Annotated in this window: 20 protein-coding genes; 15 read left to right on the top strand and 5 right to left on the bottom strand. The window is 44.2% G+C overall.

The features are described 5' to 3' along the window. The 4 genes from CSD97_RS13385 to CSD97_RS13400 all read left to right on the top strand — a co-directional run. On the top strand, positions 1-309 hold a 309-nt coding region (locus CSD97_RS13385; protein ID WP_143272428.1), incomplete at its 5' end, for a transposase. 137 nt (positions 310-446) lie between these two features. Beyond that, positions 447-1283: an AraC family transcriptional regulator gene (locus CSD97_RS13390; protein WP_016661727.1), complete on the top strand. Its 837-nt coding sequence runs from the start codon at positions 447-449 to the stop codon at positions 1281-1283. Positions 1284-1339: 56 nt separating this feature from the next. Next, the gene (locus CSD97_RS13395) at positions 1340-2716 is read left to right on the top strand and encodes a helix-turn-helix domain-containing protein (protein WP_098032567.1); all 1377 of its coding nucleotides are present in this window, start codon (positions 1340-1342) and stop codon (positions 2714-2716) included. Continuing rightward, on the top strand, positions 2709-3449 hold the full coding sequence (locus tag CSD97_RS13400; RefSeq protein WP_159461932.1) for a TIGR02391 family protein: 741 nt from the start codon (positions 2709-2711) through the stop codon (positions 3447-3449). The genes CSD97_RS13395 and CSD97_RS13400 overlap by 8 nt, the downstream gene beginning before the upstream one ends. A 227-nt stretch (positions 3450-3676) precedes the next feature. Here the strand turns inward: CSD97_RS13400 and CSD97_RS13405 are convergent, their stop codons facing one another. After that, positions 3677-4141, bottom strand: a complete 465-nt coding sequence (locus CSD97_RS13405; RefSeq protein WP_005835508.1) for a DUF2867 domain-containing protein — start codon at positions 4139-4141, stop codon at positions 3677-3679. Between the two features lie 167 nt (positions 4142-4308). Here CSD97_RS13405 and CSD97_RS13410 point away from each other — a divergent pair, with 167 nt between their 5' ends. Continuing rightward, positions 4309-5073: a LuxR C-terminal-related transcriptional regulator gene (locus CSD97_RS13410; RefSeq protein WP_009037034.1), complete on the top strand. Its 765-nt coding sequence runs from the start codon at positions 4309-4311 to the stop codon at positions 5071-5073. A 2-nt stretch (positions 5074-5075) separates the two neighbouring features. On the opposite strand, the gene CSD97_RS13415 is transcribed toward CSD97_RS13410, so the two are convergent. Further along, complete coding sequence (locus tag CSD97_RS13415) at positions 5076-5660, bottom strand: nucleotidyltransferase domain-containing protein (protein ID WP_098032569.1); 585 nt, start codon at positions 5658-5660, stop codon at positions 5076-5078. A 127-nt stretch (positions 5661-5787) separates the two neighbouring features. Between CSD97_RS13415 and CSD97_RS13420 the strand changes: the two genes are divergently transcribed. Beyond that, complete coding sequence (locus CSD97_RS13420; RefSeq protein WP_005835504.1) at positions 5788-7848, top strand: 3'-5' exonuclease; 2061 nt, start codon at positions 5788-5790, stop codon at positions 7846-7848. A 10-nt stretch (positions 7849-7858) separates the two neighbouring features. On the opposite strand, the gene CSD97_RS13425 is transcribed toward CSD97_RS13420, so the two are convergent. Beyond that, positions 7859-8479 carry a CatB-related O-acetyltransferase gene (locus CSD97_RS13425; RefSeq protein ID WP_005828836.1) on the bottom strand — a complete coding sequence of 207 codons (621 nt, stop codon included), beginning with the start codon at positions 8477-8479 and terminating at the stop codon, positions 7859-7861. A gap of 14 nt (positions 8480-8493) precedes the next feature. Beyond that, positions 8494-9786, bottom strand: a complete 1293-nt coding sequence (locus CSD97_RS13430) for an MATE family efflux transporter (RefSeq protein ID WP_098032570.1) — start codon at positions 9784-9786, stop codon at positions 8494-8496. A gap of 628 nt (positions 9787-10414) precedes the next feature. On the opposite strand from CSD97_RS13430, the gene miaA reads away from it, so the two are divergent. From miaA to CSD97_RS13480, 9 genes are all read left to right on the top strand, one after another. Further along, a complete protein-coding gene (miaA, locus tag CSD97_RS13440) occupies positions 10415-11332 on the top strand; it encodes a tRNA (adenosine(37)-N6)-dimethylallyltransferase MiaA (RefSeq protein WP_098032576.1) in 918 nt (305 codons plus the stop codon). Between the two features lie 66 nt (positions 11333-11398). Further along, positions 11399-12325, top strand: coding sequence for a YegS/Rv2252/BmrU family lipid kinase (locus CSD97_RS13445; RefSeq protein WP_005828845.1), 927 nt, complete (start codon positions 11399-11401; stop codon positions 12323-12325). A gap of 23 nt (positions 12326-12348) precedes the next feature. Beyond that, a complete protein-coding gene (gene kdsA / locus CSD97_RS13450; protein WP_005828848.1) occupies positions 12349-13149 on the top strand; it encodes a 3-deoxy-8-phosphooctulonate synthase in 801 nt (266 codons plus the stop codon). 103 nt (positions 13150-13252) lie between these two features. After that, complete coding sequence (locus tag CSD97_RS13455) at positions 13253-16081, top strand: M16 family metallopeptidase (RefSeq protein WP_098032571.1); 2829 nt, start codon at positions 13253-13255, stop codon at positions 16079-16081. A gap of 83 nt (positions 16082-16164) precedes the next feature. Next, complete coding sequence (locus CSD97_RS13460) at positions 16165-17652, top strand: DUF5687 family protein (RefSeq protein WP_098032577.1); 1488 nt, start codon at positions 16165-16167, stop codon at positions 17650-17652. Positions 17653-17677: 25 nt separating this feature from the next. Then, positions 17678-18481, top strand: coding sequence for an ABC transporter ATP-binding protein (locus CSD97_RS13465; RefSeq protein WP_005828854.1), 804 nt, complete (start codon positions 17678-17680; stop codon positions 18479-18481). Next, positions 18478-18990: a C40 family peptidase gene (locus CSD97_RS13470; protein ID WP_005828855.1), complete on the top strand. Its 513-nt coding sequence runs from the start codon at positions 18478-18480 to the stop codon at positions 18988-18990. The genes CSD97_RS13465 and CSD97_RS13470 overlap by 4 nt, the downstream gene beginning before the upstream one ends. Positions 18991-19067: 77 nt before the next feature. Beyond that, positions 19068-19952 (top strand): TraB/GumN family protein, encoded by an 885-nt coding sequence (locus CSD97_RS13475; protein WP_005835496.1) that lies wholly within the window; start codon positions 19068-19070, stop codon positions 19950-19952. A 442-nt stretch (positions 19953-20394) separates the two neighbouring features. Then, positions 20395-21921 (top strand): ATP-binding protein, encoded by a 1527-nt coding sequence (locus tag CSD97_RS13480; protein WP_098032572.1) that lies wholly within the window; start codon positions 20395-20397, stop codon positions 21919-21921. Between the two features lie 78 nt (positions 21922-21999). Here the strand turns inward: CSD97_RS13480 and CSD97_RS13485 are convergent, their stop codons facing one another. After that, complete coding sequence (locus CSD97_RS13485; RefSeq protein ID WP_022401689.1) at positions 22000-24243, bottom strand: GH92 family glycosyl hydrolase; 2244 nt, start codon at positions 24241-24243, stop codon at positions 22000-22002. Between the last annotated feature and the right edge of the window lie 178 nt (positions 24244-24421).

Consider the following 24421-nt stretch of genomic DNA (forward strand, 5'->3'; position numbering starts at 1 on the left):
AATCTTTATAAGAAAAGATGGTTAATCGAGCTGTTCTTCAAATGGCTCAAGCAGCATCTCAAGATAAAGAAATTTTGGGGCACAACAGAGAACGCTGTTCGCATACAAATCAGTGTGGCTATTATCACATACTGCCTTGTGGCTATTGTCCAACATGATATGAAGTTGAAACGCTCAACCTATGAAGTTTTGCAAATTATCAGCATATCATTGACTGACAAAACCCACTTGCGTGACCTGTTCGATAAGACTAATTTCAATGATGTCAAAGATCTAAATAATCCCCTTATTCCGGGGCTATTTGATTAATTGTTTAACTCGTCCCATTTTAACGGGACACTAATGAATTCATATATAATTTAAAAGATTATTTCAGAGAGCAAAATTATACCGATTTCATTCTTTATTTTTAGTATATATTTTCCTAAATACAGTATATTTGCAACATGAAAAAGGAAAATCTACATCAGCCGTTTGAAATCAGCGTAAAAGAGCTCGAAGAATCTCCTCTTAAAGAGCATGAACATACATTTTTTGAATTAGTTTATATCCTTTCCGGAACAGGTTTACAATGCATCAATAATAATAAATTTGATTATCATGAGGGACATATGTTTCTAATAACCCCTCAAGATTGCCATTCTTTTGATATTCATACTACTACAAAATTCTTTTTCATTCGTTTTAATGATATATATATTCATTCTGGTTTCTTTGGAACTAAAAATATTAAGAACTTAGAATTTATTCTTCAACATGCCAATCATCAACCGGGTTGTATCTTAAAAAACATCACGGATAAACCGCTTATAAAGTCTATAATAGAAGCTCTTATAAGAGAATATGTAAATCAAGATTTGTATAACAAAGAACTGATACAACAATTAATAAATACATTGATAGTCATCGTTACTCGTAACATAGCCAAGTATCTGCCTGAAAAGATTGATGAACGTTCAGAGGAAAAGACATTAGATATTTTGCAATATATCCAAAACAATATATATAATCCCGATAAAATAAAGGCAGACACTATTAGCCAGCATTTTGGCATCTCGCAAAATTATTTGGGGCGCTATTTTAAAAAGCATACAAATGAAACAATGCAACAATACATTATCAAATATAAGTTGAAGTTAGTAGAAAATAGATTATTGCATAGCGAAATGAGAATCAATGAGATTGCTGCTGAATTAGGCTTTACAGATGAAAGCCACTTAAACAAGCTATTCAAAAAATATAAAGGCGTCATACCCTCTGAATTTAGGAAAAGGAATTTATGACAACTATTTTGTTTTCACTGATTTATCCGTAAATTTGCATTGTTAAGATAAAATTCATGCTAAATACAGAAAACATACAATCACTTATTGATAGCGGAGAAGGCTACAATGTAGAATTTAAGGTTCGTGTTCCTTCAAAGGTGCGTGAACTGACAGAGGAAATATGTGCTTTCGCCAATGCAGACGGAGGATATTTGCTTATTGGAGTAGATGATAACGGACAAGTGGTAGATACTAACTTAGAAAACGATAAGCGTTCTGCTATTCAAGGTTCTATCAGCGAAATATCTCCTGCACTCCACTGTGAATTGTATTCCGTAAATATTGTGAATAAAACTGTTTGGGTGATTGATGTTCCGTCCGGCAAGGATAAACCTTATATATTTTCCGGTTCTATCTATGTCCGTGAGGGGGCAAACTCACAGAAACTTCGCACAGCCGAAGAAATGCGCAACTTCTTTCAGGAGTGTAACAAAATCTTCTTCGACCATATACCCTGCCATTGGTTCAATATCTACACAGATGCAGATGAACAGATGATTAAAGATTTCCGAACAGAAGCAAAACTAAGTCCGTCCACACCCGACAAACAAATATTTGAAAACTTGGAACTGTTTACCGAGAATGGAACGGCAAAAAATGGTGCAGCGATGTTCTTCGGCAAACAACCTGAACGAAAGTTTCCACATGCTGTTACAAGATGTGTTCTTTTCAAGGGAACAAATAAAGTCTATATTATAGATGATAAAACTTTCGGAGGTTCATTGTACCAACAGTATTTACAGGCAATGTCTTGGCTGGAAAGCAAACTGCAAGTAGCTTATAAAATAGAGGGAGCAGGACCAAGAGAGGAAATTTGGGAAATACCTCTGACCGTATTTAAAGAAGCCATTATAAACGCCCTGTCGCACCGTGATTACTACGAACAAGGCGCAAGCATTATGATAGAAATGTTTGATGACCGGGTAGAGATTTCCAATCCCGGAGGACTTCTGCCTGTTGTGGCTAAAGATTTCGGGCATAAAAGCATGACACGTAATCCGCTAATATTCGGTTTATTTACCCGTATGCACTTGGTAGAAAGGGTTGCATCCGGTATTCCTCGTATGCAGGAAGCCATGAGAGAAGCGAATTTGCCCGAACCGGAATTCCATACAGAGGGGATGTTTACAGTTGTGTTCAAAAGAGGTATCAGTATCAAAAATGATACTGTAAATGATACCGTAAATGATACTGTAAATTCCAAAGAGCAGAAAGTCTTAGATATCGTCAATCAATATCCGGGACTTAATTCGTCTAAGATAGCTGAATTAATAGGGAAAAGTACATCTACTGCTAAGCGCTATTTAAATTCTTTAGTCAGATTAGGAATAATAGAGTTTAGAGGAGCACAAAAAACAGGAGGATATTTTAAAAATGAGTTACATGAATAAATTTGAAGAACAAATCATAATATGCAAAGAGTGTTTAAAAGGAATATCTCAAAAAATTAATAACAATGGTGTTCCAAGTAACAATATAAACTATCAAAATCTATATAATGAATTGTACAAACTTTCAGAGTTACTTCCGACTCACCTTGCAATATATCAAAAAAGATTGCACGACTTTATTTTGCCCAATTTAAAGGTGCGTGATATGGTATCTTATAATCAGTGGGGGCAACAAATTATTTTCCCATGTACAGGTATAAATCCCTATACATTAGGAGAAGTAATAGCAACACTAATATATATAGATGAAAATAAACATGAGTATGATAACATTTGGGTAAATATTCATCCTTGTATAATCCAATCGTCTCAAAAACTTTTCAACGATGCTCATTATGCGGAATCTGTTGAAGCAGCGTTTTTAGAAATAAATGTTAGGATAAAAGAAATTATAAAATTAAAAACAGGAGAAGATATTGACGGAGTGCCAGCTATGCAAAAAGCATTTTCTGTAAATAATCCAATTTTCAAGTTGCATACTGACATTATTTCAAAAACAGGAAAAGACATACAACAAGGATATATGGAATTATTCGTTGGAGCTTTTAGATGTATTAGAAATCCCAAAGCACATGAAAAAATATCAATTACAAAAATTGAAGCTATACAAAAATTACATTTTGCAAGTTTGTTGATGTATGAGATAGATAAGGCGAAAATTAATACCCTATAATTATATAGATAAAACAAAAAATCTCTATCTTTGCATTCAGAAATCGTACCCAAGATACAAACTTGTGTTGAACGGTGCAAAGCTGTGAAAACCTTATTCAAGGGACTTACATCGTAGCAAAGATATAACTTACTGAAAGATAGTGCTATATCAACCCGGTTTCGGTTGCTGGTGGCACCACTCAAATAAATACTCCCATTGAAATGATAATATTTCAATGGGAGTATTTATTTACACCCACTCCCCCTATCCCCAGCAACATGCTTTAAGATAGACTTTACTATTATCCCATGAAAAGGTCTGATAATAAAGAAATATGCCCTTCCCAGCCAATTATTGTACTTCACAACAGTAGTAATCCGAAGTTCTTGTTTTCCTTCGTGATATTCCCCGCACCACATGGACACATGGAAATCAAGATGCTTATCCGGCATTCCGAGAATTTCTTCATGCAGATTTTTATCCAAGACCATATCTGTAAATCTAGTTGCTGTATCCAGTCCTAATGGCTTTACAATCGCATTCCTAAAATTCATGAGCCAACCAATCCACTTAGGAAATCGGCTGAAGGCAAGATTGCGAAAATCTTCCGGTGTCAAAGCCTGCCCAGTGACCATCACTTTAGAAAAAGAATCTATATAATCTACAGGAAAATAATTCTTTATTAAGCTGTCTGCCGGTATATCTTTCATCTTATCACATATTGAATTTATTACTCGTTTGCTTTTCATTCACGGCGTCCCCAATGACACGGCCTACAAAGGTAGCCACTTAATCCAACCCTACAACATATTCTTAGAAATAATATTATCCCGTAAAAGATAAAACTCAAAAGAAAATTATCAGTTATCTTTGTTCCATGACTACCAACAAGACAACTCCCAAAGAATTATGGGCAAGACAGCAGATTAGCGGTCCCGATGTGGACTATGATTTATGGAACAAGAAAAGAATATCCGTGCAAGCGTTCTCACAAATGAGTCAGAGCTGTATTTTTACAGTTGACGTATTTAAAGAGAGATACGATTTTGCATCCGACAGTTTTGCCCATCTTTTCGGATACAATCCCACTTGGATAAAGACAATCAGGCAACAAGGCGATTTACTGGAAGAGAGAATACACCCTGATGACAGAATGCAACTCACGGAATGCCAAATCGAGCATGGACAGTTCATCTACTCACTCCCACCGGAAGAAAGAAATGACTACCGGCAAATATTTCAATTCCGTATGTTGAATGCACGGCAACAGTATATCAATGTAAGTAGCCGGCAACAAGTCATAGAAACAGACCGGAATGGTAAAGCCTGGATAATCATGGGAGTAATGGACATACTTCCCGACCAGACCCCTATCGAAAGAATCAAACGGACGGTGGTGAACAGAAAAACGGGAGAGATGCTTCCAACATGCACTGTTTCTCCTGACAAACAATTATCCAACCGGGAGAAAGAAATATTACGACTCATCCGACAAGGTTTTCTAAGCAAGGAAATCGCTCACCAGCTGGGAGTGAGCATCTATACTGTGAACAATCACCGGAAAAACATCCTAAGCAAGTTAGATGCCAACAATATAATGGAAGCCATCCATATAGTAGAAAATCTTGGTATCTACCTCTAAGATTACGGAAGCCAACCGAGACTGTCCGCCAACTGATTTGTTTTGCGCCACTCTTCAAGCTCCTTATAAGTGCGGACACCTCCCGTAAAGACAGCATGATAAATCTCTATACCTGGAATCGTTACACCATCCGGCACATCGAATTTGATTTGCAATATCGTTTTCCTAATTTCAGGAGTAAGGCGCTCCGCAATAGCGGCAGTCACCTTTTCTACAACACCATCATACCTGGAACCTTTCCGGATGTGAATCATATCAAACTTCCAAATATTCTGTTCTCTATCCTTATATAAAGCATGCCACTCCATGCACTCTTCCTCCGTATGGATAAGGTTCCTATATTGTATTTCCTGCAAAGGCAACCGTTCCGCAAGTTCCCGGATGACCGAAAAACTCTCTCCTACATCCAACCTATCGGTATAAATATGGATATCTATATCCCTACTTTTCACCAACAGCCCAGTACGGAGTGAGCCCACCAAACGAACGGTTGCTCCAATGCGCTCCCATGCTTCAATAATACAGGTATCTTCCAATACTTTCCATGCAGATTGCTGATTCTGCCTTGCAAGCTCATGAATGTCCATTTACCTCCACTTTTTTGAATGTGCAAAGATATAAAACTTCCCAGTATATAGCTATAAATAGCCATTTCCCTTCCCGATACAATACACTAATTTTGCACACTGTCTTATCTTTTAGCAACAACTAATTATGGCATTCAATCAAACAGAGAAACAAGAGAAAGAATATTTAAAGCAAATAATCAGTTTTCTGAAAAAGGTTATCGGTAATACCGACGCATCCGTGAAAGACCACGTCGACACCTTGGCAGAATACAAAGACTATATCTGGTCCAACAAAGACATCGACCCACACGAGATACGCTCCATGCGCGAAAGCATCCTGAACCATTTTGCCTTGGGGGAAAGTGTAATCAACAAGCATAAGCGGCTCACCAAGATACTTGCCATTCCTTACTTCGGACGAATTGATTTTTTGGAAAAGAAAGAAAACAGCAAAGTGATGCCTATCTATATAGGTATCCATACCTTCTATGACCCGGAAAGTCGAGCTACCCTTATCCATGACTGGCGAGCACCCGTTTCGAGCATGTTCTATGACCATGAATTAGGAGAAGCAGGCTATCGGTCTCCATCGGGAGAGATTAAAGGAGTAATTTCCCTAAAACGCCAATACAGAATTCGGGGCGGCAAAATGGAATTTATGATTGAAAGTGCCCTGACCGTCCATGACGACATTCTGCAAAAAGAGTTAAGTTCCAATGCAGATGACAAGATGAAAAATATCGTTGCCACCATCCAACGGGAACAGAACCGGATTATCCGCAACGAAGATATCCGCACGCTTATTATTCAAGGAGTGGCCGGCTCTGGAAAAACATCCATAGCCCTGCACCGCATAGCCTACCTGCTCTATACCTTCAGAGACAGCATCTCATCAAAAGATATTCTGATTATCTCCCCCAACAAAGTGTTTTCCGATTATATCTCCAACGTCCTCCCCGAACTTGGGGAAGAAACCGTGCCCGAAACCAGTATGGAACAAATACTCTCCGGAGTGTTGGAACACAAATATAAGTACCAAACATACTTCGGGCTAGTGAATGAACTGTTAGAAAAGCCATCCTCAAGCCTCATCGACAGAATAGCCTATAAAGCCTCTTTCGGCTTCATTTCAGAGCTTGACAAGTTTATCCTCCACATAGAGAACACCTACTTCAAGGCAGCAGACGTGAAGCTGACCAAATACATCACCATACCTGCCCCGTTTATTGAAGAACAGTACCTACGTTTCAACCGTTATCCCATACGCCGACGATTTGATGCTATGGCTGATTATATGCTGGATATGTTGAAAATACAATACGCCTTTACGGTAACCACCGCCGGCAGAAACCTTTTGAAAAAAGAAATCAGACTAATGTTTGCAGGCAATAACGACATTCAAGTCTACAAAGATTTCTTTAAATGGACAAATAATCCCGGAATGTTCAAAATGCGAAAGGGACATACACTCGAATACTCAGACTTGGCACCGCTGGCATACCTACACTTGGCATTGGAGGGAAACGGGAACCAGCCATTCAGAGTCAAACATCTGTTGATAGATGAGATGCAGGACTATTCGCCCATACAGTACAAGGTAATACAGAAACTCTTTCCATGCCGGAAAACCGTGTTGGGCGATGCAGGACAGTCCGTGAATCCTTATGGCTCATCCACAGCAGAAACTATCCAAAAGTCACTTACTGCAAGTGAAATCATGAAATTGTGTAAGAGTTATCGTTCCACCTTCGAGATTACGGATTTTGCGCAAAAGATTCATCCTAACGCAGAGCTGGAACCGGTTGCCCGGCATGGAGAAAAGCCACAAATCCTGCAGTTCGGCAGTGCCGTAGAAGAACTGTCCGGCATTATGGGGCTAATCTCCACTTACCGGAAATCCGGATATAAGTCTCTTGGCATCATATGCAAGACGGAGCAGCAAGCCAGGAAGATGGCAGACATGCTGAAATCATATGCCAATGATATCAGCTTCCTATCAAGTCAAAGCTCCGCATTTGTGCAAGGCATCGTCATCACCTCTGCTCACATGGCAAAAGGGCTTGAGTTTGACGAAGTCATTATTCCACAGACGGATGAGAGAAATTACCGTTCGGAGATTGACAAGAGTATGCTTTATGTAGCTGTAACCAGAGCTATGCACCGCCTAACCTTGACATTTCACGAGGCAAGACCGGCAACTCACTGATGATGGATTATTAAGGAAATCTATCCCAACAGCCTTGTACAAGATGCGGCAAGTAACAGCGTATCTCATCAATCGACCAATCCCACCATTGCAGCCGCAATAATTTCTTCACCACATCCTCATCAAAACGTTTCCTGATTTCTTTGGCAGGAGTTCCCCCTACAATTGTATAAGGGGGAACATCTTTAGTCACAACAGCACGTGCACCAATAATCGCCCCATCTCCTATATGAACACCAGCCATTATCACCGCTTCATAACCAATCCAAACATCATTACCTATTATAATATCTCCTTTGTCATCCCATGCATCCGTTATGTCCGATTTCTTCAATCCCCACTCTTCGTAAAATAAAGGAAATGTATAAGTAGACAGAGATTTCAACGTATGATTGGCACAGTTGAACAGAAATTTCGTACCGCAAGCAATGGAACAGAATTTACCAATAACCAGCCTCTCCTGATGGATGGGGTAATGATACAGCACATTGTTTTTCTCGAACAACAAAGGGTCAGCTACAAAATCATTATAAATAGTATAGTCACCAACCTCTATTCGAGGATCCTTTACAACAGCATTAAGATATACGGTTTGCTTATCTCCCGTACGCGGATATATTTTAGTCATCATAATTCGATATGTTTCTAATATTGTTTACTTCTTAAATAGAAAACCGATTGCAGTGCCAGCAAAATCACAAAAAGGTATTCTGCCGTTAAGTAAATAGCCAAGGATGCATGAGTGCAAGCGCTTAACCAATAAAGATACCCCAAATACACGACAGTGGTAGTCACTTGGAAAAGAAAAGTAATCCGGGTTTTACCGGTCCCTCCAACTGCGTTGAGATATACATAGCCTGGCAAGGCAAAGGTATAATTCAGCAACGTCACAACAAAAGGGATGAAAGCCTGCTCCGTCAACAGTTCGTTATCTGTATAGATTCCTATTATCAAGCGATTACAGCATACAGCTACCCCTATCAGTGGAAATCCAACAGAATAGCCCAACCTCAGTATCTTACGGCAGATAATGAAAACAGCCCTCCTTTCTCCAGCCCCAATCGCATTACTGACCAGCGAACCCGTAGTGACCGCAAAAGAATTGACTATTACAAAAAAGACAGCAGATACACTTCGCGTAATATTGGAAATGGCTAATTCCGTTTTACCCAAATGTTCCACCGCCACAAAAAACAAGAACCACGGAGCCACGCTGATAAAGGCATGAAGCATGCTCCATACCGACAAGCTCAGCACATCCACCAACAGCTTTCCGTCATATACCGGTTTCAATCCATATTTCCCTTTATCTATTTTCAGCCATACGTAGAAAAGAAGCATCGCCAAAGAACCCATCTCTGCCAGAGAAGAAGCAATGGCAGCTCCCGATATTCCCAGTCCTCCAACGAATATCAGAATATAATTCAAAGGAATATTAATCACTACTGCAACGGCTGCAGCCCACGATAATGCCCGAGTGCATGTTATTCCCACAAGAAAAGAACGGATAGCCAAAAACGGAAACGAAAACAGCAAACCGAAACTGCGCCAGTCCAGATACTGAATTACAGCCCGATAAATCTCCGGTGAGGAAATCAACCTTCCCAATATGAAAGGAGAACTTGCCTGCATCAGCAGACAAAGCAAAATGGCCAATCCCGATAAAAAGAAGAAACCTTGAAAGAATATCTTCCCAGCCTTACCATAATCACATTCTCCATTCCTTCGGGCAATCATCACCTGCAATCCGATACTAAATCCAAACCCAAGCATGTAGATCGCCAAATAATAAATCCCTGCAATGGCAGATGCTCCCAATTCCACCTCGCCAACGTGACCTAAGAAAACAGCATCGGTTATATTTATCAGCTGCTCCATCAAAATGCTCATCATTACCGGAAAGTTGATAAGCCATATCTGTTTATATGTATAATGCATTGCTCAACAATAAAATAGCACAAAACAACACACTGTACAAGTACAGCATGCTATCCTGCAAATTCATGAATAAAAGGATATACAATCTCTATGGCAAACGGGGCATCGCTTGCCAGATAGCTGAATAGCTTTATCAAGCAGGGCTATTCGTTGAGCGTAGCTATATACAGAGCTTCATAAAAGGTGAATATGTTTGTTCATTCAAGATATAGTGCAAAAGTACAGAAAAAAATGTGCCAAAGTTCAGTTTAGGGCATAAAAAAAGGAGTACCGCTGTACTCCAACCTTTGTTAACCTTAAATCTAATACTATGAAAAACACATTGCAAAGGTACGGACTTTTGGGACATTGACAAACTTTCCAAGAAAAAAAGCATGTTTCATAACACATTTTAATAAGATAAATGCTCGTTTTCACGTCCTTTTTCACTTTTTCTGCTTCAAAATAGAAAAGGAGGTATAGCATCACGTAAAAAAATAAGCAAGTTCTTTCCATTATACTCCCAGTTTGCATTATCTTTGCACTAACACGAAGATAAGCTGCACCTCAGCATAAAAAATGAACGAGTTCATTTTATTCTGCATTCGGTTTGCACTATCTTTGTAATGAGATTAACAAGAACTTATATATGCCAGACTATGATTTAATCGCCATATTAGGGCCTACCGCCTCAGGAAAGACTCCATTTGCAGCCGCCTTGGCCGCCGAACTCCATACGGAAATCATCAGTGCCGATTCACGGCAAATCTACCGGGGGATGGACCTGGGCACCGGCAAAGACCTTGCCGACTATACCGTCGACGGGAAACAGATTCCCTATCACCTCATCGACATAGCCGACCCGGGCTATAAGTACAATGTTTTCGAGTATCAGCGTGATTTCTTGAATGCTTACGAGACTATTAAACAAAAAGGTTGCCTGCCCGTTGTATGTGGAGGAACCGGAATGTATCTCGAATCAGTGCTGAAAGGCTACCGTCTGCTGCCCGTACCCGAGAATCCTGAGTTGCGCACCCGTCTGGCGGACAAATCGCTGGAAGAACTGACCGACATACTGAAAGGTTACAAAAGCCTGCACAATACTACGGATGTGGACACAGCCAAACGTGCCATACGAGCCATCGAAATCGAAGAGTATTATGCCCATACCCCAGTAGACGAACGTTCCTTCCCCCAGATGAACAGTCTCATCATAGGTGTGGACATCGACCGGGAATTGCGTCGGGAGAAAATCACCCGCCGCCTGCACCAGCGCCTGGAAGAAGGAATGATAGACGAAGTGCGACGTCTGATAGAGCAAGGCATCCAACCGGATGACCTCATCTATTACGGACTGGAATACAAGTATCTGACACTTTATGTCATCGGCAAGTTGACCTATGAAGAGATGTTCACGCAACTGGAAACAGCCATCCACCAGTTTGCCAAACGCCAGATGACCTGGTTCCGCCGTATGGAACGGCGTGGATTTACCATCCATTGGATGAATGCCCAGTGGCCGATGGAAGAAAAGATAGCTTTTGTAAAGAAGAAGTTGGAAGGATGATGAAATGATAAAGTGACCGGGTGATTTAAATCGTAAATAGTAAATAGTCAAATTGTAAATAGAATCATGAGTGCAGAACCCGAAAAGTTGGGAGTGATATACAACCCCAAAGCCGGAACACGGAAAGTGCAGAAACGGTGGAAAGAAATCAAAGAATACATGGACAGCAAAGGTGTGCCTTACGACTATGTGCAGTCCGAAGGGTTCGGTTCGGTAGAGCGTCTGGCAGGCATCCTCGCCAACAACGGCTACCGCACCATTGTTGTAGTAGGCGGTGACGGCGCACTGAATGACGTCATTAACGGCATCATGCTTTCCAATGCACCGGACAAGGAGAATATAGCCATCGGCATCATCCCCAATGGTATAGGAAATGACTTTGCCGACTATTGGGAAATGAGTTCGGATTACAAGAAAGCGGTGGATTGCATTATCAACAACCGCCGCCGGAAAATAGACGTGGGTACCTGCTATTATTACGACGGTGAAAAGCATCTGACACGCTACTTTCTCAATGCCATCAACATAGGCCTGGGAGCCCGTATCGTGAAAATCACCGACCAGTGCAAGCGTTTCTGGGGAGTGAAGTTCCTCTCTTACTTCATGGCACTGCTATCCATTATCTTCGAACGGAAGCTGTACCGCATGCATCTCAAGATAAACGGCGAGCATATACGCGGACGCATCATGACTGTCTGCATAGGCAGTGCGTGGGGATACGGACAAGCGCCTAGTGCAGTGCCCTATAATGGCTGGCTGGATGTTTCCGTCATTTACCGTCCCGAATTGCTGCAACTATGGTCGGGATTGTGGATGCTTATCCAAGGGCGGATTCTGAACCATAAGGTAGTGATGCCCTACCGTACGCAAAAAGTAAAAGTGCTGCGTGCGCAAAATGCCTCTGTCGATTTGGACGGACGTATTCTCGACCGTCATTTTCCACTGGACATCAGCGTACTGCATGAAGCAATAACATTGATTATACCCAATTGAAAATACTTAATCAGTAACAACCTATGATTGAATTAAAGAATAATCCTGCCGGAAACTTCTTCCTACTGGCAGGTCCATGTGTCATCGAAGGAGAAGAAATGGCAATGCGCATTGCCGAACGTATCGTGACTATCACCGAAAAACTGCAAATCCCCTATGTATTCAAAGGGTCGTACCGCAAAGCCAACCGCTCCCGCCTGGATTCCTTTATGGGCATCGGCGACGAAAAGGCGCTGAAGATACTGCAAAAAGTGCACACCACCTTCGGAGTACCTACCGTGACCGACATTCATGCAGCCGAAGAAGCCACCATGGCTGCCGAATATGTGGATATTCTGCAAATTCCCGCCTTCCTCTGCCGGCAGACAGACCTGCTTGTAGCCGCCGCCAAAACCGGAAAAACCATCAACATCAAGAAAGGGCAGTTCCTCTCTCCGCTTGCCATGCGCTTTGCGGCTGATAAAGTAGTGGAAGCAGGCAATAGGAACGTCATGCTGACGGAACGCGGAACTACTTTCGGTTATCAGGATTTAGTCATCGACTATCGCGGCATCCCCGAAATGCAGACCTTCGGTTTCCCCGTCATCCTGGATGTAACCCACTCCTTGCAACAGCCCAACCAGACCAGTGGCGTCACGGGAGGTATGCCGCAACTTATCGAGACCGTAGCCAAAGCCGGTGTTGCCGTAGGTGTAGACGGACTGTTCATCGAAACCCACGAAAATCCCGCCGTAGCCAAGAGTGACGGCGCCAACATGCTGAAACTCGACCTGCTGGAAGACCTGCTGACCAAATTGGTCCGCATCCGAGAAGCAGTCAGATAAATTCCATTTATCCGGAATGGAATCCGAAAAAAACAACAGAAGTTGTGATTTATCCAAGGGCTGTCCGACAGATAGTTCAAGAACAATTTAAATTCATAATAATATGAAACATCTATTACGTGGTTTATGGATTGTAGCGTTAATTCTTTGCTGCAATTTTCAGCAGGTATTTGCACAGCAAATGCCGCCTATCCCGGTCGACAAAAATGTCCGTATCGGAAAGTTGGACAACGGATTGACCTATTATATCCGCAAGAACAGCCAGCCTGCAAACCGGGCCGACTTTTACATTGCCCAAAAGGTAGGCTCCATTCAGGAAGAAGCCCACCAGCGCGGCCTTGCCCACTTCCTGGAACACATGTGTTTCAATGGAACGACCCACTTCCCCGGTGATGCACTGAAGCAATACCTGGAGCGTATCGGGGTGAAATTCGGTGAGAACTTGAACGCCTATACTTCCGTAGACGAAACCGTATACAACATTTCCAATGTGCCGGTCACTACTCCGGGAGCCATCGACTCCTGCCTGCTGATTCTGCACGACTGGAGTAACGATTTGACCCTGGACCCGAAGGAAATAGACAAAGAACGCGGAGTCATCAACGAAGAATGGCGCACCCGTATGAGCGCCATACAACGCTTCCAGGAGAAGATGCTTCCAGTCATGTTCGAAGGAACGAAGTATGCCACTTGTTTCCCTATCGGAACGATGGAGGTCGTTATGAACTTCAAACCGCAAACTTTGAGAGACTACTATGAAAAGTGGTACCGTCCGGACCTTCAGGGTATTGTGGTAGTTGGCGATATAGATGTGGACACCATCGAAGCCCAAATCAAGAAAATGTTTTCTGATATTCCCGCCCAGCCCAATGCTGCCAAACGCGAGTACTATCCGGTAAACGACAACAAGGAGCCTATTGTATTGGTTTATCAGGACAAGGAACAGTCCAATGTACAAGCCCTCATCTTCAACAAGCACGAAGCCACTCCTGACGAGCAGAAAGGCGACATGGGCTATCTGGTACAGAATTATGCAACCACGCTCATCAACAATATGCTGAATGCGCGTCTGAACGAATTGGTACAGACCGCCAATCCTCCTTATATATATGCCGCCACTTATGACGATGATTTCTTTGTTGCCAAAACCAAAGATGCCTTCACCGGTGTCGTTGTCTGCAAGGAAGATGCCATAGAAAATGGAATAGCCACTCTCCTGCGCGAAACAGAACGCGCCCGCCAATTCGGCTTTACGGAAACGGAATACAACCGTGCCCGTGCCGAATATCTGCGCCAACTGGAATCTGCTTATAACGAGCGTGACAAACGCAAGAATGAAGAGTACGTGGATGAATATGTCCGTCATTTCCTCGATAACGAACCGATTCCGGGCATCGAAAACGAATACGCCATCATCAATCAGATAGCTCCCGCCATTCCGGTTGCCGCACTGAACCAGATGATGCAAGCCCTCGTGACAGACAGTAACCAGGTAGTCGCAATTCTCGGTCCGGATAAGGAAGGATTGAAAATGCCGACAGAAGATGCAATCAAGAAGATTCTGAAAGATATTAAAGCTGAAAAACTGACTGCCTACGTAGACAAGGTGTCGGATGAACCTTTGATGGCCGAAGCCCCGAAAGGCGGAAAGATTGTATCCGAGCAGACAGATGATACATTCGGCACTACAACGCTGACACTCTCCAACGGAGTCAAGGTCATTATCAAGAAGACAGATTTCAAGGCAGACGAAATCCGCATGAAGGGAGTCAGCCTAGGCGGTAGTTCCTTGTTCCCCGACTCGGAAATCATCAACATCAACGGACTGGATGCAGTGAGTGTCGGTGGTCTGGGTAATTTCAGTGCCGTAGACCTGGAAAAAGTTCTGGCCGGCAAGAAAGCTTCCGTCAGCTATGGTATCGGTGACAAGACAGAAACCGTCAATGGCAGCTGTTCACCGAAAGACTTCGAAACAATGATGCAGCTCACTTACTTGACGTTCACCGCTCCACGCCGTGACGACGATGCCTTCGCATCCTACAAGAACCGCAACAAAGCTGCTTTGCAGAATATGGAAATGAATCCCCAGGTGGCGTTCAGTGACTCTGTCTCGGCCGGTATTTACATGCACCATCCCAGAAGAGCCAGAATAAAGGCGGACATGATTGACAAGATGGATTATGACAAGATTCTGTCCATGTATCAAGACCGCTACAAAGATGCCAGCGATTTTACCTTTATCTTTGTAGGAAATGTGAATGTGGAGGAAATGAAACCACTCATCGCCGAGTACCTGGGTTCACTGCCTGCCATCAACCGCAAGGAAACATTCAAGGACAATAAAGTGGACATGCGCCAGGGAGTTTATAAGAACGAATTCGTACGGAAGCAGGAAACTGCCAAAGCGTCGAACTTTGTCCTGCTGAACGGTGACTGCAAGTACGACCTGAAAAATGACATCCTGCTGAGTATGACCAGCCAGATTCTCGACTTGGTTTATACAGCCAAGGTACGTGAAGACGAAGGGGGCACTTACGGTGTATATGTAGGCGGCCAATTAAGCAAATATCCGAAAGAAAAGGCTCTCTTGCAGATTGTATTCGAAACCGCTCCGGCAAAAAGAGAAAAGCTGATGCAGATTATCTTTGCAGAACTCGACAACATCGCCAAAGCAGGTCCGTCGGAAGGAGACTTGAATAAAGTGAAGGAGTTCATGCTGAAGAAACATGCCGAAGACTTGAAGGAGAACAGCTACTGGCTGGGAAGCATTGACGAATACCTGTTCACCGGTATGAATCCGATAAAGGATTACGAACAGATTGTCAACAGCATCACCGTGAAGGACATCCAGAAGTTCACCGACGACTTGTTCAAGCAGAAGAACGAGATTGAGGTATCAATGATCAGTCCTGAAACTCCTGACAAAGAATAAGAGAGCCATACACACAGAAGGCTGCGTTGTTCGATGAAAGGCAGCGCAGCTTTTTTTATACAAACTCTATATATACAAATACTATGAGTCTTTTCTTAGATTTGCGCAAGCACGGAAAACTGGCAGAAAAACGAAATCCGATGTACGAAAAAAGTAAATTCGGAAAATTCTGGATGTACTTCATGTTCGTCTTCTGGGCCGGTTACCTGATATTCTTCGGTACGACCTTTGCATTCGCCTTTGACGGTGGTGCCACAGAAGCCTATCACGTAATGAACTCCGGATTGATATTTGTCCTTGTGCTGGATTTCCTGATACGCCTGCCTTTCCAAAAAACACCCACCCAGGAAGTGAAGCCCTACCTACTGCTTCCCATCAAACGGAATCGTCTTATAGACTTCCTGCTGATCCGTTCCGGACTGGATGGCTTCAATCTGTTCTGGCTGTTTCTGTTTGTTCCGTTTTCCATCATCACCGTCACCAAATTCTATGGAATCAGTGGTGTGCTGACCTATTGCATTGGCATCTGGCTGCTGATGGTATTCAATAACTACTGGTTCTTGTTGTGCCGCACACTGATGGGTGAGCGCATCTGGTGGCTGGCATTACCGGTAGTAGTATATGGTGGCATTGCCGCCGCACTATTCATTCCGGACAACAGTCCGCTTTTCGACTGTTTTGTCAATCTGGGAGAAGGGTTCATCACCGGTAATATACTGTCATTCATCGGTGTACTGACTGCCATCGCCCTCATGTGGTTCATCAACCGCACCCTGATGCAGAAACTCATCTACAATGAACTGAACAAAGTGGAAGATACACGGATAAAACATGTATCCGAATACAAATTCCTCGACCGCTACGGCGAAATAGGCGAATACATGAGACTGGAACTCAAGTTATTGCTACGCAACAAGATTTGTAAGCGTTCGCTCTATTCCATCACCGGTGTAGTGATAATGTTCAGTAGTATCATTAGCTTTTCCGATGTGTATGACGGAGGTCTGAGAGATTTCTTCGTCCTTTATAATTACATTATCTTCGGCATCATGTTCCTCAGCACACTGATGGGTTACGAAGGCAATTACATTGACGGACTGATGAGCCGCAAGGAATCTATCTACTCGCTGCTGCGTGCCAAATACATACTGTACAGCATTGCATTGCTCATTCCTACGATTCTGATGATTCCCGGTATGGTTACCGGGAAGGTATCCGTACTCGGTTGCATTGCATGGCTGATATTCATTCCGGGAGCCGTATACTGCTGTCTGTTCCAACTGGCAGTCTACAACAATAAGACTACCGACCTGAATTCAAAGATGACCAGCCGGCAGAATATAGGCACCGGTCTGCAGAATCTGATTTCAGGAGGTGCTTTCGGCATACCTTTACTGCTGCTTTTTGCACTGAATGCCATCTTTGGCAAAGAGGTCACCCCCTGGATACTTATCGGCATCGGCGTGGCATTCATCGCCACTTCCAAATTCTGGCTGATGAATGTATATCACCGACTCATGAAACGCCGCTACAAGAATATGGAAGGCTTCAGGGACAGTAGACAGAAATAGAAATCATTAAACATCAATCACTAACATGATACGCATCAACAATTTACAAAAGAATTTCGGCACAAAAAAAGCCGTAGATATAGAGAACTACACCATCGGGCAAGGCGATATGCTGGGACTGGTAGGCAACAACGGTGCAGGCAAGACCACCCTCTTCCGGCTTATTCTTGACTTACTGCAGGCAGACCGGGGCAATGTAACCATCAATGACATTGACGTCAGCAAAAGCGAGGACTGGAAGAACTTCACGGGAGCCTTTATAGACGACGGTTTCCTGATAGACTACCTCACCCCCGAAGAATACTTCTACTTCATCGGTAAGATGTACGGTCTGAAGAAAGAGGAGGTAGACGAACGCCTGCTTCCCTTCGAACGCTTCATGAACGGCGAAGTGATGGGGCAGAAAAAATTCATCCGCAACTATTCTGCCGGAAACAAGCAGAAAATCGGCATCATCTCCGCTATGCTACATCACCCGCAACTGTTGATTCTGGATGAACCGTTCAACTTCCTTGACCCCAGTTCACAGTCTGTAATCAAACACTTGCTGAAAAGATACAATGAAGAGCACGGAGCCACCGTCATCATTTCCAGCCATAACCTGAATCACACAGTGGACGTTTGTCCACGTATTGCATTGTTAGAAAACGGTGTTATTATCCGCGATATACGAAATGAGAACAACTCTGCCGAGCAGGAATTGGAAGCTTACTTCAACGTCGGTGTGGAGGAAGAAGCCGTGGTAGAAGAAACGGTAGTAGAAGCAGCCGTAGAAGAAATAACGGAAAAAGAAGATAAAACGGTAGAAGAAAAAAATTCGGAAGCATGAAAAAATATCTTTCTTATATAGTAGCTCTTACCATTATATTGATAGGCTTAAGTTCCTGCCATACTTCCGCGCCACGCCTGGACTACAAAGCCCTGGCGCAGGCATCCGTCCGTTTGGGAGTGGATATTGAACTGCAGGACAACCACAAGCTATACATCCATGCCTCCGAATGGATAGGCACCCCCTATCGCGCAGGTGGCGACAGCAAACGTGGAACGGACTGCTCCGGACTGGTATCGCAACTGTATAAAAAAGTTTACCACACCCGTCTGTCGAGAAGCACAGACGGGCAACTGAAAGAGAGCAGTAAAATCTCCCGCCGCAACTTGCGTGAGGGAGATTTGGTGTTCTTCACCAGCCGTGCTTCCCGCAAAAAAGTGGCACACGTAGGCATCTACCTCAAGGACGGCAAGTTTATACATGCCAGCACCAGCCAGGGAGTCATAGTCAGCAACCTCCGGGAAAAATATTACACCCAACACTGGCTCTGCGGAGGAAGAATAAAATAATACTAATTTTTCCCTTCTTGTGATTTTCTTTACTCTGTCCCGACTGATAGTCCAGAAACTATTAAAAGAAGAAAACAATGAAGAAACTTTTAGGCATCCTCTTATTCATCAGCATTGCGCTGAGCGCCAATGCACAACTTTTATGGAAAGTATCCGGTAAAGGATTAGAGAAACCATCCTATATTTTCGGTACTTACCATCTCTCTCCACTCAGCATCAAGGACAGCATCGCCGCCATGCCGCAGGCCATGAACGAAACCACCCAAGTCTACGGGGAAGTTGTGATGAGCGAAATGGCGACTCCCGCCTTCATGCAAAGCATGCAACAGCAGATGATGATGCCCAAAGACACCACGCTGCAAAACCTCTTTACTCCCGAGCAATACGAAGAAGTGGGTAAAGTTGTAAAAGAGAATATGATGGTAGACATCGCCATGCTTGCTCAACTGAAACCGGCTGCCATCAACCAGCAGCTTGTCGTCCTGCTCTACATGAAACATACTCCGGGCTTCAACCCGCAAGAACAGCTCGACACTTACTTCCAGCAGCAGGCCGGACAGCAAGGCAAGAAAGTTGGCGGTCTGGAAACAGCCCAGTCACAAATAGACATTCTGTTCAACAGCCAGACGCTGCAACGCCAGGCAAACCTCCTCTACTGCGCTATCAGTGACATCGAGAAAGGTATCGAGCAAAGCAAGCGCCTGATTGCCGCTTATGAAAAGCAAGACCTGGACGCCATGTTGCAACTGATGGAAGAGCGCGACGGCAATTCATGCGACCCGCTGCCCGGTGAGATGGAAGCCATGCTGGATAACCGCAACAAGGCATGGGTTGAAAAGATGCCTGCCATCATGACGGAAGCCCCCACCCTTTTCGTAGTCGGTGCCGGACACCTGCCCGGAGACAATGGAGTGTTGAACCTTCTGAAACAACAAGGATATACCATAGAAGCCATGAAATAAATCCTCTAACAATTCTCTCTAACAACAACTTTTAATGGCAGACTATACAAAGCGTGACGGTCAAATACCATCACGCTTTGTTTGCATATACACTTTATTCTCCTCATCATATCGTACATCCAAAAAAAATATACTACTTTTGCACCAAAGTCTTGGCAGTTATAGTGATAACGGCCATTTTTGACTTGATTCGATAAGAACGCAAGAAGCGAAAGTTATTATTCCTGCCTATTCGGAATCTGGAAAATTCAATAAACGTCATGGGATGATAGCAACAGTTTCTTCACGTCTATGTTATTATATACTTAGGCGTGGGGACTGTTGTCTATTTATGACGTGGGCATTTTCCAGAGCCTCGAATGCAGATAGACAATAACAGTCCTCGCGCTTTTTATATAATAACCTTCGTCAATGGGGACAGACGAAATGAAAGACACCGCGTATGCATCTTACATTATTTGGAGAAGTACAGTTATTTCTGTTAATTGCCGTTACATCTGCAAGCTTTCTATACTGGATAAATCATAAATACAAAAGTCTGAACAGACAGATTATCCGGGCAATAGACATTCCAGTATATCTGCTGAACAGACAAGGTATTGTCGTAAAACTACTTAATACACCTACCGAAAAGGCAAACAGACTTCCGTTCCTGAATCCGGGAGTTCTAAATATCAATAATTTAGTGACAGACGCCGATGAATGCCGGAAATACATGACGTCGCTGTTACGCGTACTGAATACCCGCACTTCGGACAGCCTGACCCTAAAGATAAGAATAGAAAGTGGTGAGAAACTATATATCGCAGTGCGCATGGTCTACCTCAACAGAAATAATGTCATGGCCTTCATACGCGACATTACGGAAGATGAAGTCCAACGCCGGGAAAACGAAAAATACCGTTTCTTCCTTGAAAGTATTCTGGAGAACCTTCCCATCGCCACGACAGTAAAAGACAAAAACGATGAAGGACGCTACCTGATATGGAACAAAAAAGCGGCAGAGATGATGGAAGTCCCCGCTGAGGATATTGTGGGACACTATGAAGAGGAGTTCAAACCCCTAATGCAAGATAATTTCATCCAAGAGACAGACAAAGAAGTTGAAGAGTCGAAAACTCCCCAGTCCTACATCAAACACTTTGTCAATCCCAAAGGCAGAGAGTATATTCTGTCGTTTCACAAAACGCTGGTGTCCTACAACAAAGGGAAAGAGAGGTGGATTGTCAGTTCTGCACTGGACATCACCGAACTGCTGGCAGCCAAAGAGAAAGCAGAAGAAGCCAACCGCCTGAAATCGGCTTTTCTTGCCAATATGAGCCACGAGATACGCACTCCGCTAAACGCCATTGTCGGCTTCTCCTCCATACTTTCCGATGCAATACAAGACGAAGATACAAAGGAATACATACATATCATCGAAGAAAACACCCAGCTGCTGCTGCAACTGATTAACGATATTCTCGACCTGTCACGCATCGAAGCTGGCATTCTCGAATTCACAGAAGGAGATATGGATGTAAACAAGACGCTTGATGAAATGCAGACGATGGCAAAACTGAAACTTCCGTCCGAAGTCAGTATACGTCTCCTGCCCGGTGCGGATTACTGTATTATTCACACAGTCCCCAAACGGGTAAGACAAGTACTGAACAATTATCTGTCAAACGCCCTCAAGCATACGGAAGAAGGTTTCATCGACATTGGTTATCACCTGCCGCAAGAAGACAGGATTCGCTTCTTTGTCCGTGATACCGGTTGCGGCATTCCTCCTGAAAAGCAAAAGGATGTATTCGAACGCTTTGTCAAGCTAAACAGTTTTAAACAAGGCACGGGTCTCGGACTCTCCATCTGCACCATGATTGCCGAGAAAATGAACGGAAAAGTGGGCGTCAGCTCTATTCCGGGGAAAGGTTCCGAATTCTGGTTCGAAATACCCTATCAACCTACCGGAAGCCAACCTGCATAGAAAAGCCCGCCACTGACATGAACTCTGTCAACGACGGGCAACCTAAACCATCACCGATGCTATCCTGACTCACAATACCTATCGAAGCCTAAATCGCAGTTTTCCACTCTGCACCAGTTCTTCATGAGTGATACGATATCGGGACAGTTTTTTTCCTCCCAGTTCCATTTCACGGATATAAAGCGACTCTGCCGACGGGCGTTCCGTCTCTATCACCAGTTGGTCGCGTCCCCAATACTTAGGGTCGAGCTTTATGGTCACCTTATCAAATACCGGAGTAGACAGCGTATAAGCCGGTTCTCCGGGACAATCCGGATAAAAGCCCATCATATTGAAGATAGCCCAAGCGGACATCGTTCCGGTATCATCATTGCCGGGAATTCCGTCGGGGGCATTCTTGAAATACTTCTGCAAAAGGCGGTGCAGCTCTTTCTGCGTGCGCCACTCCTCACCCTTGAAATAAGAAAAAAGATGGGCGTATGCAATGTCCGGTTCGTTGGCAGGGTCGTACAGTCCTTCGTCGAACACACGCTGAAGCTTGTCTACGAACGGCTTCTTTCCACCCATGAGCCGGGCAAGCCCTTTCACATCGTGGGGAACATAGAAAGTATAGTTCCAGGCACAACCTTCGTGAAATCCGGGGTTCGGCTCAAAGTTCTCTCCCTGCCTCGGGTCGAAAGGAGCATAGAATTCACCGTTAGGCAAGATAGGACGGAAAGTACCGTACTCCTTACAGTAATAATGCTTGTAGCCCAGCGAACGTTCGTGGAACAGACGGGCATCCTCCTTCTTGCCAAGCGCAGCGGCTATGCGCGACAAAGCATTGTCGGCAATATAGTATTCCAGGGCATGCGAAACGGAATTGTCATACTGCTCCCGCAGGGGCACATATCCCAATGACACGTAGTCGTCATTGTCCGGTCGGAGCAGATTCTCCGCTCCCGGCAGGGTGGCTCCCTTGCGCATGGCTTCGTAGGCCAGTTCTATATCAAAGTCGCGCAGACCTTTCAGCCAGGTGTCGACGATGACGGGAATGGAAGGGTCACCTTCCATGGTCAGCGTCTCACGTCCGTAGAGTTCCCATTTGGGAAGCCAGCCGTGTTCGCGGTACATGTCGAGCATGGAGCGCACCATCTGCAATTGCCGTTCGGGATATACCAGCGTAAGAAGCTGGTGCACATTGCGGTAAGTGTCCCACAAAGAAAAGACGGTATAACGGTCGCCTTGGGTAGTCAAAATCTTATCACTCTCCATAGCGGGATATTCCCCGTTCACATCCTGCAGGATATTGGGATGTATCAGCGTATGATAGAGTGCCGTATAAAAAACGATTTTCTGTTCCTCCGTACCTCCTTCTACAAGGATGCGCGAAAGGTCATCGTTCCAGCGGCGACGGGCTTCTTCCAGCACTTGACCGAAGTTCTTTCCCTGCTGCTCGGTATCCAGATTGAGGCGGGCATTCTCCATGCTCACAAAAGAGACTCCCATCTGTACTTCCACCTGCTCGCCTTCTTCGGTATCGAATGTAAGATAGGCGCCGATATCATCTCCCGCCAGTTCCTTCTGGTAGCGGGTGTAAAGTTTGTAGCGTCCGTTATCGGGGTCCCATTCGGCCTCTACACCGGTCATGGGGCGCTGCTTCTTCCAGTAGCCCGAAGCGGCGGGCTGCTTGTTGACACGCATCACAAAGTAGATGGGAAAAACGGCTTGTGGGTTGTAGCAGAAAGTACCCAGCAGCTTCATACCTTCAAACTCGCATTTACCCGTCTGGCGCAGAAAAGCTCCCGATTCATTGGTCAGGCCTTCGCCCAGGTTCAGCAGCACATGGCTCTGCCCGGCAGGAAAGGTGAAACGCGCCACACCCGTGCGAGGAGTTGCCGTCACTTCCGTCTTCACATTGTAGCGGGTCAGGAAGTTGCTGTAATATCCGGGGGATGCCTGCTCGTCCTTATAGCGGCTTCCATATTCCTTATAATCTACGGACAGCTCTCCCGTAGTGGGCATCAGCAGCAGAGAACCCAATTCCGGACAGCCCACACCGCTCAAATTGACATGCGAGTATCCGGTGAAGAAACAATTGTGATACTCATAGGGAGTAGACCACCAGCGGGCATCTTTATCGTATTTGTTGTCCTCCGAACCCATCACGTTGAAGGGCACTACGGACATCATTCCATTGGGACAGACGGCTCCCGGATTCGTGGTACCGAAGTTAGTGGTACCGACAAAAGGATTCACATAGTCCGCAGGATGCTTCTCCGCAGCCATAGATGCCGTGAGCATTCCAAAGGAGATGATACAGAAAGTAATCAGTCGTTTCATAATATAGTAAGGATTTGTTCTTTATTAGTTAGTGAGCACGCTACCCATGCCGGTGTCATTGCATGCACTCTGCAAAGTTATTGCAAACGGTCTGCAGTGACACTGCAAACTACTTTGCAGTAGCGCTGCAACAGTTTTGCAGTGACGCTGCATCAGCTTTGCAGTGGCGCTGCAACGG

It is taken from the genome of Bacteroides sp. AR29 (genome assembly GCF_900217715.1).
GTDB classification, from domain to species: domain Bacteria; phylum Bacteroidota; class Bacteroidia; order Bacteroidales; family Bacteroidaceae; genus Bacteroides; species Bacteroides uniformis.